Genomic DNA, 14,532 nt, shown 5'->3' on the forward strand with positions numbered 1-14,532 from the left:
ATGTCGGAATACACTCAAGACTTTTGTCCTGTTGGTTTGGCCACATTTCGGAGGCGGCGCTGACGAAAAATGCCAGCACCGCTTCAAAGTTACGACTTGGTCAAAAGGTCCCTTTCAAGCTTGACGAACAGCCCGACGTCATTCGCAACGTCTTCCATAAGATGACCGTATGTATCCATTGTCATTGAAATACTCGAGTGCCCTAATATCGATTGGACCTTTTTGATCGGCCACCCCTGTTCCAAAAAGAGCGAAGCTGCGCCATGTCGCAAAGCGTGAATGTTAAACCTTGGCTTGCCCTCTGAATTCAAAAGGCACGCAGACTTCATAAGTGGTTGCCATTTTCTAGAATGAATGTTGGCCGAACTCTCAATATTGCCCTTACCATTTGGAAAAACCAGGTTTAAATGTCCTTTCGGGCACATTTGCTTCCATCTTTCCAATTGATAGATGACGCTAGGTGCCATTGGAATTTTTCGTTCACTCGCCCTGCTCTTTGGTCGACCGATCTTGAAATTCTCGTCTGCTCGCTGCGTTATTGATATGATCCCAGTTTCAAAGTTCACATTGTCCCACCTTAGGCCTCTCAATTCTGAGAGTCGCATGCCTGTGTATATGGCGGTGGTCCAAAAGGGTTTGTCTTTCTCAACTGAGTTTTCAAGCAACGCTCGTAAATCTGCTTTACTTGGAAAAACTGGCTGAAAGGCTAACCGGTTATTCTTTCTTAGCTTGATATCCTTCGCAAAGTTATAATCAATCCATTCTCGATCAACCGCCTCAGAAAGTAGGGAACGAAGTGACGTAAGCACCTTTGCGGTCATTGATCGTGTAGACTTGGCAAGCATTGCATCCAGAAACTCCCGAACAGTGCGTCGAGTAAGAGCCTTGAGTTCCTTGTCGCCTAATAACGGTAGAATATGATGTTTCAATTGTCCTTTGTATGATCGTATTGTGGACTTCTCCAACTCATCGAGTTCGCATCGCAAGATCCACACACTTGCGGCATCGCGTACTGTCTTGGGCTGCATAGATGCACTCCATTTAGTTTCAACATCTATTATATACCCGCGCGTCGATTGGGGTGCTGAATATTTTCGAAAAAAAATGAAATCTAACGCTGAGACTGGATCGCCAAACGAGCAAACTACATGCGAGAAGAGCTACATCCGCATACATGAAATCACGGACCATTGCCTTTACAAGAACATTTGTCAGACAGCACATCGCTTTTGGCGCACGAGGGCCCTGCCCTACGGTCAAAAACCGGCTATATGGGTTGGGATAGAAGGAATAACATGAACCGGAACGCGCCAAAGTCATTTGCTGGGTTTGACAGCTGGTTGACAGCTGGTTGACAGCTGGTTGACAGCTGGTTGACAAATCGGGCCGCTGTCAACCAAAACGCCAGTATTGTCAACCAGATCATTATCCTCAAGTTGACAAAAACCCAGCATTTCCAGGCTTCTCGCATGCTCAGGTTGACAGATTTAACAAAAACGATTTTTCGCGCACTTTTTACGCGAAATAGAAACAGCATTCTAACGCGAATTGATACAGATATAGCCAATCATCTATTTAGCCAATTGCAGTGCGTTTGTGAGTGAAGTAACAACAAACCAAGGCCCGACCAAAGAGAATAGTATATTGATCAATACACGATCTAGGCTGCAAGTGAAACGAACGCGAGTAGATGGAGTGTTTGACGGTAAGATTGTGATTAGACCTGCAGAGAAGTCACTGAGAGTTGTTTAAGTATTGTGGGTGAATTTAGAGAAATAGAGGGTGCGAGAAGTGATAGATGAAAATGGGCGCCCGCCCACCGCACTGGAAGTCAAGCGCCCAAAAAGCCTACTCCCAGCCCGCTGTTACCCTACCCTTTCACCAACAACCGCACACCGACACAAAGCTACGTACACCGCTATTCTTCCAGCAGCCGGTGCGCTATAACAAATCATCACGAGATTGCGCTTCATCCGGTGAGCGCGTGAGTGGTTGCTAGACACGACCATGCACACTTTCGTAATTGTAAGTCCAACCGGATATTAGGACTTGCCAACTTATAGGGCGGTCACTTCGGTGATCGCCTCTTTTTTTGGACTTTGGCCAGAATTCACCATGGAATTAGGACTTCAATGGTCGTGAGTCACAAAAGTTGGACATATTTAGCACCCGGTGAAGTCCAACTTTAGGACTTTTACAATGACCGGGATGTGTGATTTTGAGTTAAAATTCTGCCTACTCATCTAAATAGTATATACCTTTATTAAGGTACAAACATATATAGAAGAGTTGGACAATTTTTATTGAAATGGACTTGATCTGGTCAAGCAAGATTTGGACTTCGTTTCACTTCCCGGCAATTCAAAGTTGAACAATCACCCTGCCTTTTGGAATGGATGCATTGCGAATTTCATCTAGCAGCTATATTCGCTCAAGCTTGTATCGCTAACGCTATGCCGCGCACGTTCAAAAAGTGCATAATACCCCAAGCTACAAACCAATGTGCATGACCAATAATAGGATTCAGCCAGAAGCTCGCTGAGCGAGGTTTTCAATATTAACTACACCCACATCATCAAAAACTCTTGAGTCGCGCCTGTGAGCACCCCAGCAGTTTTAAGCAGCAATCCGATTGGCCCGATTGTTTTATAGTCCGGACGACAAAGGCGAGATACCTCGATCATGAGATATCCCGCCAATTTAGGAGAAAGCCCAAATATCAGGCTTTGCTTTAGACGCGCAGTTTGCAGGTTGGTCTTCTGCTCATTGCGCAAAAGAAGTTTAACTAGCACCTTCAATAACGCAATCAAAAAGAAATAAGTCGGCACTTACAACTCCTAACATAGACTGGAGCTGTGTTACGTTATTAATGACTTGTTTTACTGCTTACGACATTGACGCACAAATACGCGTTTTCATTTTTATATACATCCCCAAATCCGATGACGGAACAAAGCGCAGCGAATAGTTGCAAAGTTACCAACAGCCGCCTGTGGGTATTTGCCCGCTGACCGAATGACGGACTATACGTGCATTACCCCGCCGCAGTACGACAATGTTTGCCAGCTAACACTTTTTACTCCATAACTGATCAGGCACAGTCGACGTACCTGACAACTCAAATCGAGCAGATTGATTCTATAAATCGCCAACTTTGACAAAGTCTAGCATCAAGCGTGTCAATGGTTCAGCGTGCTATGTGCCATTTCAAACAGAAGTTAATCGCCCCAAAAGCCGACTTTGGCAATATATATGAGATTATGGACCACTTTGAGCCCTTCGTCGTCCTTAAGTGCTATTCGCAAAGCTGCTATTCCTGTCACATTGAAACTTTGAACAATTTAGCTCACAGCTCGACAAAACGGGCATTGTTGGCGTGCATCTATAGCTGTCTAAGAAAAACTCCGCTAGGCGAAACCAAATTGAATTCGTCGATCCTGTCATATATAAGTGCTTTTGCCGCATCAAAGAAACCTGAACAGACTACGACCACGGGTCCCGGGCAATGTTTCTTTGGTAAGTCAGAGTCTTAGGAAAACGCCATAGCTACACTAAACGCGCGACACCTCAATTGACCGACACTATCGAGCGTTCACACCGCCAAGATCTACCGGAATACTATCGACTTCTCAGCTAGAAAGGAGATGTTGAATTGGAGGCTAAACTATGAGAACGCGACTAGATTAGACAAATTGTTCATTTTCGAAACTCTTTCGCGGCTCAAGTTAAAAACCAAAGTGCCCGAAGTTCTGTTCACCTATAACGACTAACCTCAAATTGGTGGTGCAGTGAGGTGCAGACTCATGTCGCCAAACAGAGCATTGGAAACTTTGCGAGACGTGAACGCCCAAAGTCCAGCCCGTAGAACAAACTCATCAGCATATAGACCTGAAAAAATTGGTTGAAGTGGATGTGCGTCGACTTGCTGCATTACTGTCAGATAACTGACGGCACGAGCCGTTTTACCATTATGGCCAATCGCAATTTCAACATTTGAAATGAGATGCTTTGTGCGAGGTGTGCCATCTTGGTAAAGAATAATAACGGAAAACAAGTCTGCAACGCCTTCTTTGCCATGAACTGTTGCAACGCCTTCAATTGCGAAGTCAGCGTCAGCAAACAAAGCTGCGCAGTCTTCAATACGTCCCGAATCCAATGTATGAGCATAGTCATTGAGAAGCGAATAAATCTGCTCGTGAGGCGCCAAGTTAGAGCCGCTTGTCGGCGGTTCATTTCCATGCACGGCAGTCGTGCCCAGCATAAATTGCTGCTTGTTTAGCATAAGATTATCCTCTTAAGGTCTATATAGTTGAGATAACGATTGTCGCCGCCGCAATGATGAAAATCAGACCGATCGCCGCACTGAACAAGCGTGGAGCAGGCAATAGTTTTTCTACTGTCACGATCAGTGACAGCCCTACGATCCAAAAGATGTTCATGACACCACCGACGAAAAGCAAACACATAAGAAAGAATGAAGCAAAAAGGCAGTGTGCCCCATATTTCAGACCCAACTTCCATGGAGACTGCGACGTTGGTTGCTGCTGACACGCAAATAGATGTTTTGCTTTTGTTTTTGTCAGCTGCACTGCCCCAGCAGTGCATAGAAGTATGATGCTGAATAGCGCGTTCGTGCTCCACATTTTCGTCGGGTGCAAAACGTTCACGGATACCAATCCATATTGCATTGCTGTAGCGATCAGCGAAAAACCTAGCCAAATTGCGGCATACCCAGATAAAAACATTCCAAGTGACATGGAGACCCGTATTGAAGTGCTGCCCAACACAGGGAGATGGCGCAAAGTGCCGGGTAGCATCATTGCTATCATCATCAGCCACCACATCGTTGTTGTGCCGAACAGGCTGGGCTTGATCATCACTGTAGACATTTGCATGCCCTCTTCTTGTTCGACAGCACTGAGAACAAGACTGGGGATGCCAAACACCGACATCTCAAGGATGTCCATTGCCATGCCGGCACCAGATAACAAATATAGCCAGCACAAGCAGATCATGGCTAGCGTAGCAAACCCGGCAATTAAGTTGGAGCGCAATAGCGGACCAACGCCAAAATTAATAGTTGTCATGGTGCTTGACCCAACTCATCGGGTTGCCTTCAGCAGCTTCATTTCGACCTTTGGGTGTCATGTCGATATAGCTGTAAGCAGCATTGGTAATATCTAGACCTCGGCCATAAGTCGAATAAGTGTGATAGACTGCACCATCATCGCCTCGGGCAAAAACACTCGTACCGTGCATTTCATCCATAAAGGCAGATTCGATTTCGCTAAAATTGTACATCAGTGGTCTATTTTTGGGCCGATCCGGGCCAAAACCCACATTAAAATCTGAGTTGAAGCTGCTTGGACTGGAGGAAACCCAGTCAAAATTCCACCCCATTCGTTTTTTGAACGGTGCGATCATCGCCATAGGTGCGCTCGAAACGGCCACAAATGCGATGTCCCGCGCCGCGAGATGCGAAGCAATACCGTTAAAACTGTCCGCCCAAAAGGAACAGCTGACGCAGCCGGCATCCCACTTTGGACCGTACATGAAGTGATAGACAATTAACTGACTGTGGTCGCCAAATAGGTCTGACATCGGTACTTCCCCCGTGTCAGTTTGAAACAAATAATCTTGATCCAACTTCACCCAGGGCAGTGCTTGCCGGGCCCTTGTAATTTTGTCCTTTTCCCGGGTGTGCGCCTTTTCCATCTCAAGTAGTGCACGGCGAGCTGTTAGCCATTCTTCACGGCTGGCGAATTTTGTCGGAGTCATTGTATTTTCCTTTGAATATCAAACTAGGGATTAGGTTGCTGCTGGGGACAATTTCCAATGCGTGGGTATAGTCGCACGCACTGCTGGGACTTTGTTAAGTCTATCGATCCACGCAGAAACGTGTGGATAGTCCTCAGATAATCGAGTGAAATTAAGCTCACGGGTCAAGTCAGGCTTAGTTTCGATAGCACGTTGCAAAAGGCGAATTTCAGGAAATGCAACAGCATCAGCTGCTCCTGGCGTTTCGCCACTTAGATACAATCGCCCATCCTTCAAGATGTCTTCCAGATAGGCGCATTCATTGTGAGCAAGTTTTGCAGCAGTTCGTAAGGTTGTCAGTTCTTGACTGCCCGGTTTCGGAATAGTGCCGTCACCTGCAAATACGGGTGTCAGCAGTTGGCGGTTGGCCTCACGCAAATAATCACAACACTCCATTGTGATCTGCCAAATCTCTCGTGCTTGCGCAGGCGTGGAGCCAAAAAGTGGAATGCTGGGATAAGCTCTATCTAACCAAGCGAGGATCGAAATGGAGTCGCGCAGCACACCGTCTTTCGTTTCCAAAACAGGCACTGTAGACCGTGGATTGATGGCCCTAAATTCTGGTGTGAATTGGTCTGATTCAGAGAAGCTTATGAATCGAATGTCTGCCTTTAGACCTTTAAATGCCAGGCCCATTAATACCCGCCACCCACGTGGTGCGCCGCTAAATGTATGAAGAGTAAGCATTCAAATTCGTCTCCAAGTTGTGTTGATAAGAAGATATCTACTTAGTATTTGTTTACAAGTAGGCAGTATTTTCGTATATAGTACTCTTTTTGATACTGTTGGAGCACATATCAATGCTTTTAGGCAACTCGAAATCCCACAAAGATGTTCAAGATATTGATATTTCAGAACTTTGTCCTATGCCGGACATTGCACAGCTAATCGGTGGAAAGTGGAAATTAATCGTACTCCAAATTCTCATTTTCCGCGGAACAAAGCGATTCAATGAATTGCGACGCATGATCGACGGCATCACACAGACAATGTTGACCAATCAATTGCGCGCACTTGAGCAAGACGGTCTAGTGCAACGTAAAATCTATGCGGAGGTGCCGCCGCGGGTGGAATACACAGCTACTCAGAAAGCCCTGGACCTAAGTGATATGTTTCAGTGTATGCACAACTGGTGGCTGAAACACTCAGCCGAAACGGACTTAGAATAGTCCGTGTTAGGCGAATGGCGCGCCTGAACTTGTTGGCAAAATACGAAAAAAGCAGGTATTCATTCCGTTGCCGCCATTCGGCCCAGCACGGACGCCACCTAGTGAACAATATTGCAACAGTGTCAGACTAGACCACCGAGCCGCCGTGCCACCTAAACTCACCGATAGGGAGAGTTATGTTCGGCCGTTTAAACAGAAGCTAATGACCCGGACATATCACTCCCTCAACGAAGCGGTGCGCCGAGCAATTTTAAGAAAGAACGCGCGTGACAAACTCCACCGGCGAAAGCGGCAATTCGTTCCTGCGAAATGTTTACTCAAATCGGGACCACAAAATATTTCAAGCAATACCGGACCTCAGTATCTTTTTCGCAGCGTTTGAATATATACCACTAACTCGGACCGACTTATATATGCCGTTTTAACGGTCGCGTCGAACTACTCGCGCATATTCGCTTTGTCCTCAGAGCTGATTTTAGACCCACTTTAAATTCAAATCTCTGTTCGCTGAACTGTGCTTTTCAAAACTGATAATCACACTCATGCACCCAACATCAAAACGATGTTAAGTATAGCTCGGATTCAAAAAACAAGTGTCGCACTTCAACTATGCAGATTCAGCTTGGATTCGCGTAACAGCCAATATGGAACTTTTCAAAAATGATTTGGCAAGTTCAAATTAACGAACAGTCCCAATGTTCGGTTGCAATATTAGTGAAGTAAGTTCAACGCACTACAAAAGACCAACAAAAATGAGTAAAACGCAGAAAACTGTGCAGCAATTCGTTGCAGACCGGATTGAAGAGTTACGCCTTGAAGGCAAGTCACAAAAAGTAATTGCCGCAGAAGCCAACTACCAAAACCCCAACATGCTGACGATGATTAAACAAGGGTCAACAAAAGTATCCTTTGAGCGTGCAATGGATTTAGAGAAAGCCTTAGAGATTCAGAAAGGCAAGCTGCTTCGCCTGATGATGATGGAACACTTTGGAGAAGAGCTGTTCGTTGCAATCCAGCAAGAACTAGACACAAAACTATCGGAGACTGAGCGCCAAATTATCCAAACTATCCGGTCATCCGTTCCTCACCCTGTATTTGATGAAAGGGCAAAGCGCGTGCTAATTGCTCTATTGAGCTAGGAGAATGACTGAGGGAAGCCCGTTTGATGAAATCGCTTTCCTCAGCTAAATCCTTAAAGTTGTTCGACAACTACTGTGGAGCTAAACAGCTAAACAGCTAAACAGCTAAACAGCTAAAAAATACGCTCAGCGATTGAGCGCTGAACTACAACACTAAAACACCAAAAAAAGTCAGCTGTAGTTAAGTTTGAAAAACTATTTTTGCTTCAACGGAGACAAAATAGTCCAACAAGCAATCCCACGTTTTTCAATTGGTACCCTACCCCAAAACAAGTCCAATAATTAGGAATGGCTAGCAACCGGCGTTGCGGGATCGACCGATAAACTGACCTATTAAGCAAAGTGTAACCTCACCCACAAAACCGAACAAATAAGAACGGGTTCATAACGCAATGGAAGCGAATTTAACCATTTTGCTATTGAGCCAAATATATACCAAGCCGCGCCGCGTCCTTTTGAACTCGATGTCCTAGAAAATCCAGCACTTAAGCATGGGGATGCACGCAGTTGCCACAATCAACCGCGGTTCTATGCTCCTCTAACAAAATGGAATTCAATCAAAGCAAAAATATCTTCAACACGGATACTTGTTTTCCATCGATCCAATCCCAATATGGCACGCTTCAGCAAGTAGGGAAAAAGATATGAAGTTTGGTCCGGTTGAAGTAAAGAATGCCCGCCTCAACGATCCGTTGCTAAACACCCGTACGCCAACCTTGCTACACTACGACCTGGTGCCCGCTTCAGACTACCGATTGGGGCATAAGAGATACGCAAACGAATACATTGCCAGACCACAGATCGACCTGAGACAATACCGAACTGGCTTTTGCCTCGATTTTGTTGAATTTGAAATTCGCCCCAAACGGCATGGTCTCATCTTTCAAGACATTCGTCGGCATCTAAAAAAGCATCTACAGGAAAGTATTTGGGTTCAAGACTTGTCACAGGCGCAACCTGAGGATTGCCGGTTCACGTTTCGCATACAGGAGTTCAAACCGAAACATTTCCACAAACTTAAACAGATGTTTCAAAACGACTTAGAACTAACAACCGATCCAAAGATCGTCCTATTGGAACTCTCGCTGGACTTTAGGCCCAAGGCGATTTCGATCGAGAGTTTTGCAAGAATGTATGCTGTACTTGTGCGACATTTCCTGCCAATCGATGACCATTTCACCACAAGGAGTGATGGTATGCGCATGGTCTCCCCTTCAGGGGGGAATGAAAGCAAGACATACACCCGGCATTTTATGCTTACCAAGAATGAGATTTGCTCTAATAAAGTAATCGAAACACCTGAGCTCGAGCCCACATTGGGTTCCACGGTTTACTTCGGATCCCAGAATACCCCCTACACAAGTTGGCGGATTATGCACAAAGAGCTAGACAAGCAGGACCCCAGCAAGCGCACGAGAGATATTCTGCCACTCGAAAAGCAGAGAAGCAGGATTGAAGTAACGCTAGGCAGGCACACGCTTGAGGAAACAGGTTTGTATTCTCTCCGAGACCTAGAAGGATTAAACTTCAAAACTACCTTCTCAAAATTCTTTGAATTCGGACTGCCAAGATTTTGCGATCCGACAATAGTCAGTGAAAATCAGCTCCGGCGCTTTATTGCAATGCATTTAGACAAAGAACGATTTTTCGCCCAAGGCGCGTATCGCATGAAGCAGCGCCCTTTTGAAAGGGCTATGAGGTTTGAGAAACGGTTCAAGAAACCCGCGCCAATTAGGTATCTGGGATCAAGAACGGTAAGCTACAAAGAATTGCAAGCCGTGGTTTCTTCTCGCCTGGGTAAATTAACTAGCAGCTATTCTACTGCCAATCTATATAAGTAAGGACATAGATAATACCAGTTATTAGAGGCGGCTGTATGCGGCAATTTCCGGAGTTTCCCAGCCAATAGGCGATACATCAATCCAAACCGACAAATCTGGTACTACAAAAAGTGCCAAATGTTGGGAAATCCGCTGGCTAATATGCCTCACCCACGCGAAGCCCGTAAGAAATTGCGCACAGCTGCACGTGACAAAAAGAACTGTCCAGCGCTCGCTGCGCATAAACCACGAACGCCTTGGCAATGGGTTAATGGTTCAGATGGGGATAAGGAAATGAGAAAGCTGCTAACGAAATGAGATTTTCAAAAACAAGCTCGCAAGCAGCCTTGGCGCCATGATATTTAGCTTCGCCATACTAGCTCCACAATTTCTCAAGGTTTACATCGCTGCTGTCCGGTTCCTTGTCACCATCTAGCTTATCGACTTGTATTAGCATTGGAATATCAAAAGACGTTCCAGTTACCACACATCCCCCCTGTGGCAGCATGGGGATTTGGCTACGAGAGACGCTATCCAAAGTCGAAATGGTGTTTTCGAGCAGTGCCAAATCTCGATCGTTTACCAGTCGATGTATAAAGTAATTATGTAGTTGCGACACAATGGTCGCCGAAATATCTGCCGGACGTTGGCTAGCAAGAGTAATAAACACGCCAAATTTTCGACCCTCTTTTATGATCTCTTCGAAGAGCTCGAGTCTGTAGTCTTTCCAGCTTTCCATTTCCCGTGTTGACTGCTGAGACAGAATATTGTGAGCTTCATCAATAACCAAATGCATTGTAGAATTAGGAGGCGAAGAATTCGAAACTCTTTCTTTGTGTGAGTTGTAGAAATGTTTGGCCAAAAAGATAGGCAGTATTTTTTTCACATCCTGATTGCAATCCCGTAGAGAAATGACCGTGATGGCTTTCGAATTAGTCGTTTCTATCCCGACCGCAAGCACTTTAGAAAAGTCATTTTTTAGGGCTTCAATTCGGCGAAGCAACGGATTGATATGATCATATTGCGCGAAACCATAGAGGATGTCCGAAATCAGCTTTAATTCAGCTCTACATTGCAACTCTTTAAAGCCCCCGACCTCCCCTACATCAATCGCCTCCACCAATTCAGAAAAATAATCATTGTAAGTGTTTTTTCCGGTGGAAAAGTAGTGACTGTCATGCTGGGTTTTATAGAAAAATCCCGGGTTCCTATTGTTATAGCCAACATTGTGAATTGCAACGACCAAATCCTTGCAGAGTTCAAGATTTTTGGATAGAGACTTTAGCAACTCTAAAGCTTCTGGGTTTGGACTTTCAGACATTAACACACGTTCAAATATCGATCGCACGTAGTTGTTAAGACTTTCTGGATAATCACGAAATTTCTCTCTTTCAGAAATCACCCTGCGCAAAAATGGCCTTTGTGTGTTGGCCGTCGCCTGGAATAGAATGCCGAGTGTTTCCACATCCCAGAATTCTTCCTCTGGTAAAAGGAACTTATCGCCGTCATTGGTGCGTGTCTTCAAACGAAGCACACACTTTCGATTTGATTGGACGATCTGTTCGCCTGTATATTCGCCATTGAAGTCTAAAAATATGAATTGGCTATGTTGTGCAATTTCATCGATTTTTTTATCAAATAGAACAGTAAAGAGTTTCGCGAGAGTGTTTGACTTCCCACTCCCTGTATTCCCAAAAACTCCCAAGTGGCTGTTGAACAATTTCTGCCACGGCAATGAGACTGCAATCTCTTCCTTCATTAATTTGCCAATCACAAAGTCCGAATTGGCTTTGCGCTCAAATATTCTGTTAACCTGTTCCTCAGACAGTAATTTGGCTGGATCACCTATCTTGGGTAGAAATTTGATGCCGTCATAGAATTTGGCATTCTCAAAAAAGCCTATCGGTCGCGCTTTCAATTTTCGCTCATAGCGCACTTGGGCACCAACCTGTTCAGCCTTTCTCTCGTCTAAATACTCCCCCTCAACTATGCATATAATCTCACGAAACCCATGCTCTATTGAAATGAATTCTCTAATCGAAACGCCTTTGTAGCGCCGACCGTTATAGAAGTGCGTTTCCAAGTTTGAGTTTTCATAGGCACGGAGTGAAACCTCTACACCCATGACTGCAATGACCTCACCGATTTGGATACTCATGTGGCATTAACCGATGCTGCTTCGCCCACGGCGAATACCTCGTAGTTAAACCTAGTGAAGTTCAAATCCCCATCCAACGAAACAAGTTCGACATTTGGAAAAATCTCAAACTTCGCGTTTAACTCTTCCCGGTCTTTATCATTGAAACAACAAATGAAGAGTTTGAGCGATGGATTTGATAAGGAGCGTTTGACAAGGTTTAGAATATGCTCGTCAGCAAAGGAAAAACCAAAGATTATGAAAACGGTATTAGGTTTCTCCAACTCATAGCTGAGAAGGCGAAGCATTTGATAATAGTGCTCCTCAAAAACTGTCTCGTGAAATTTCCACTTCGTTGGATTTACGACTGGAAGCTGCTCGTACTTTTCCCAGAATAAATCTATAACGTCAGTGTCATATTCGACCTGAAGCTTTAATAGATCTTCATCTGACTTTTGCTCATCCCCTAGTAGCTTGCCTAATTCAGAACAATCCAGCATAGGTACATCATCTATCCTATCAACCGCATGTTGGCGTCGATATGAAATCTCAATTCGGTCGCCGTCTTTGTACCAATAAACTGACCCATGCATTTGAATGAGATTGACCTGAGGCACACTCTTGGCATGCCGATCAAAAACGCCATGATCTTGATAGGTACGGTTAAAAGACTTTGCATCTAACGTACGTTTTATAAATCCAGTACCACCATCGTTTAGAACGAAGTCAGCAGTTCCATTGCGTAACATTTTTTCAGCCACATGCGCGATCATCCCGTCGTAGTTTGTAGTAAAAACATTTGCGCGGTTAAGGTAGGATTTGCGAGAAAGAAGTGTCAGAACTGAAGACATAAATTTTTCATAGTTCGCAATAACTTCGTCTTCCACATCACTTCCTAAAAGTGACAAAAGCTCAATATCGAATTGGGTCGCCGGTTTAATCACTTTCTCCACATACCAAGAGAAGAGCAGTGATTTCAGGACTTTATTCTTTTCAAACTTGGTTACGAGAGTTTCAAATGTATGATTTTTGCCAGTTTGGGAGTTTTTAATCGCTAATGCCAAAGTAGGAAATAAACCGTGGGAAGCACCCGAACCGATCAGAAAATTCAAATTTTTGTCATAGAGCTCTGACCGAATTATTGGCATAGTATGTTCCCTGAAAAGTTGTGCTGGGCATGTATAAACACGCAATATTTAGAGTCGACTTTCTTGATGGCAACTAAACATCGATCTCATAGCGTCAACCCGCACGTATTCTTAATATAATTGAAGTCTAACCAAACGTCTCACTATTTCCAAGTCATAGGGAAGAAATCACCAGAGGCAAAAACCCAAATGCAACCCAAGCCAATCCACACGCAAAAACGCGAAGTGCTTCTCCCACCTAACATCCTGCAATATAATGAAAATTTTGGTAGCGGGAGAGGGACTTGAACCCCCGACACGCGGATTATGATTCCGCTGCTCTAACCAGCTGAGCTACCCCGCCACACATTTGCCGATTGGAACAAAAGGCAAAACATGAACATATCGAACAGCTTGGCTGTTGATTTGTTCGAGCGCGATATAAAGCGGGTGAGCAAACCTTGTCAAGCAAAACCACCACACAGTTTTCATCAAATCCCCAACCTTGGCAAAATTATCAAAAATTCAGGGATTTGATGATCTTTTTCTAGCCGCAAAGTCATGTATCATGACAAAGAGATTTTTGGCGGCATTGGAAAAAATCATGAAAAAACCAATTCTTATCGTAGCAGCGACAGCACTTGCGCTTTCAGGCTGCACACCAACTTGGCTGAACAACGACGCAGGCGATTTGCGCAACTCTGTTAAGGGCGGCGCAGCGGGCGCTGCAGCTGGCGCATTCGCTGGACTTGTTTACGCCTCAGTGGCAAACAAAGACGCGCGTAGCGCCGCTTTGATTGGTGCAGGGCTCGGCGCTCTTACTGGCGCCGGCGTTGGCGCATATATGGACAAACAAGAAGCAGAACTTCGTGCTGGCCTTGCTGATTCTGGGGTAACCGTTACCCGCCAGGGCGACAACATCATCCTCAATATGCCTTCAAACATCACGTTTGGCGTCGATCAGGATCAGGTGCAACCTCAGTTCCACAAAGTGCTGACATCAGTTGCAACCGTCTTACAGCGCTATCCAAAGACATTGGTTGATGTTTACGGCCATACTGATTCTTCGGGCTCTGAGCAATACAATATGGATTTATCAAATCGCCGGGCGATGTCTGTAGCTAACTATGTGTCAGGTGTCGGCGTTGATCCTCGACGGATTTACGTCACCGGATATGGCGAGAGTCAACCCATTGCCACAAACTCAACAGAAGCTGGCAAAGCGGCGAACCGACGTGTTGAAATCCAAATTGCACCGCTGACCTAGAGCGTCACACAAATTCAAATATCAAGAGCCCGAGGCGAACGTCTCGGGTTTTTATT

At 45.0% G+C, this 14,532-nt stretch carries 12 protein-coding genes and 1 tRNA gene; 4 read left to right on the forward strand and 9 right to left on the reverse strand.

Annotated features, from left to right (window positions below):
* Window positions 1-89: 89 nt before the first annotated feature.
* From QQL65_RS01045 to QQL65_RS01070, 6 genes are all read right to left on the reverse strand, one after another.
* The gene (locus tag QQL65_RS01045; RefSeq protein WP_284361144.1) at window positions 90-1,028 is read right to left on the reverse strand and encodes a tyrosine-type recombinase/integrase; all 939 of its coding nucleotides are present in this window, start codon (window positions 1,026-1,028) and stop codon (window positions 90-92) included.
* A 1,533-nt stretch (window positions 1,029-2,561) separates the two neighbouring features.
* Entirely contained in the window at window positions 2,562-2,828 is a 267-nt protein-coding gene (locus QQL65_RS01050; protein ID WP_284361145.1) for a hypothetical protein, read from the reverse strand.
* A gap of 944 nt (window positions 2,829-3,772) precedes the next feature.
* Entirely contained in the window at window positions 3,773-4,282 is a 510-nt protein-coding gene (locus QQL65_RS01055; protein ID WP_284361147.1) for a nuclear transport factor 2 family protein, read from the reverse strand.
* Window positions 4,283-4,301: 19 nt separating this feature from the next.
* Entirely contained in the window at window positions 4,302-5,087 is a 786-nt protein-coding gene (locus QQL65_RS01060) for a DUF2182 domain-containing protein (RefSeq protein ID WP_284361149.1), read from the reverse strand.
* The gene (locus QQL65_RS01065) at window positions 5,074-5,778 is read right to left on the reverse strand and encodes a DUF899 domain-containing protein (protein WP_284361152.1); all 705 of its coding nucleotides are present in this window, start codon (window positions 5,776-5,778) and stop codon (window positions 5,074-5,076) included. Before QQL65_RS01065 ends, QQL65_RS01060 begins: the two co-directional genes overlap by 14 nt.
* A gap of 30 nt (window positions 5,779-5,808) precedes the next feature.
* Window positions 5,809-6,504: a glutathione S-transferase family protein gene (locus tag QQL65_RS01070; RefSeq protein ID WP_284361154.1), complete on the reverse strand. Its 696-nt coding sequence runs from the start codon at window positions 6,502-6,504 to the stop codon at window positions 5,809-5,811.
* Between the two features lie 113 nt (window positions 6,505-6,617).
* Here QQL65_RS01070 and QQL65_RS01075 point away from each other — a divergent pair, with 113 nt between their 5' ends.
* The 3 genes from QQL65_RS01075 to QQL65_RS01085 all read left to right on the forward strand — a co-directional run bounded on the left by QQL65_RS01075 (window position 6,618) and on the right by QQL65_RS01085 (window position 9,966).
* Complete coding sequence (locus QQL65_RS01075) at window positions 6,618-6,986, forward strand: winged helix-turn-helix transcriptional regulator (RefSeq protein WP_379863027.1); 369 nt, start codon at window positions 6,618-6,620, stop codon at window positions 6,984-6,986.
* 695 nt (window positions 6,987-7,681) lie between these two features.
* The gene (locus tag QQL65_RS01080; RefSeq protein ID WP_284361155.1) at window positions 7,682-8,125 is read left to right on the forward strand and encodes a hypothetical protein; all 444 of its coding nucleotides are present in this window, start codon (window positions 7,682-7,684) and stop codon (window positions 8,123-8,125) included.
* Between the two features lie 644 nt (window positions 8,126-8,769).
* Entirely contained in the window at window positions 8,770-9,966 is a 1,197-nt protein-coding gene (locus QQL65_RS01085) for a hypothetical protein (protein ID WP_284361158.1), read from the forward strand.
* A 355-nt stretch (window positions 9,967-10,321) separates the two neighbouring features.
* Here the strand turns inward: QQL65_RS01085 and QQL65_RS01090 are convergent, their stop codons facing one another.
* The 3 genes from QQL65_RS01090 to QQL65_RS01100 form a co-directional block, all read right to left on the reverse strand.
* On the reverse strand, window positions 10,322-12,103 hold the full coding sequence (locus tag QQL65_RS01090; RefSeq protein ID WP_284361160.1) for an ATP-binding protein: 1,782 nt from the start codon (window positions 12,101-12,103) through the stop codon (window positions 10,322-10,324).
* Window positions 12,100-13,194: an SIR2 family protein gene (locus tag QQL65_RS01095; RefSeq protein ID WP_284361162.1), complete on the reverse strand. Its 1,095-nt coding sequence runs from the start codon at window positions 13,192-13,194 to the stop codon at window positions 12,100-12,102. The genes QQL65_RS01090 and QQL65_RS01095 overlap by 4 nt, the downstream gene beginning before the upstream one ends.
* 302 nt (window positions 13,195-13,496) lie before the next feature.
* Window positions 13,497-13,573: transfer RNA gene (locus tag QQL65_RS01100), tRNA-Met, on the reverse strand.
* A 240-nt stretch (window positions 13,574-13,813) separates the two neighbouring features.
* Here QQL65_RS01100 and QQL65_RS01105 point away from each other — a divergent pair.
* Window positions 13,814-14,476, forward strand: coding sequence for a YiaD family glycine zipper/OmpA-like lipoprotein (locus QQL65_RS01105; RefSeq protein ID WP_284361163.1), 663 nt, complete (start codon window positions 13,814-13,816; stop codon window positions 14,474-14,476).
* The last annotated feature ends 56 nt before the right edge of the window (window positions 14,477-14,532 follow it).

It is taken from the genome of Maritalea porphyrae (assembly GCF_030159895.1).
Taxonomy (GTDB): Bacteria; Pseudomonadota; Alphaproteobacteria; order Rhizobiales; family Devosiaceae; genus Maritalea; species Maritalea porphyrae.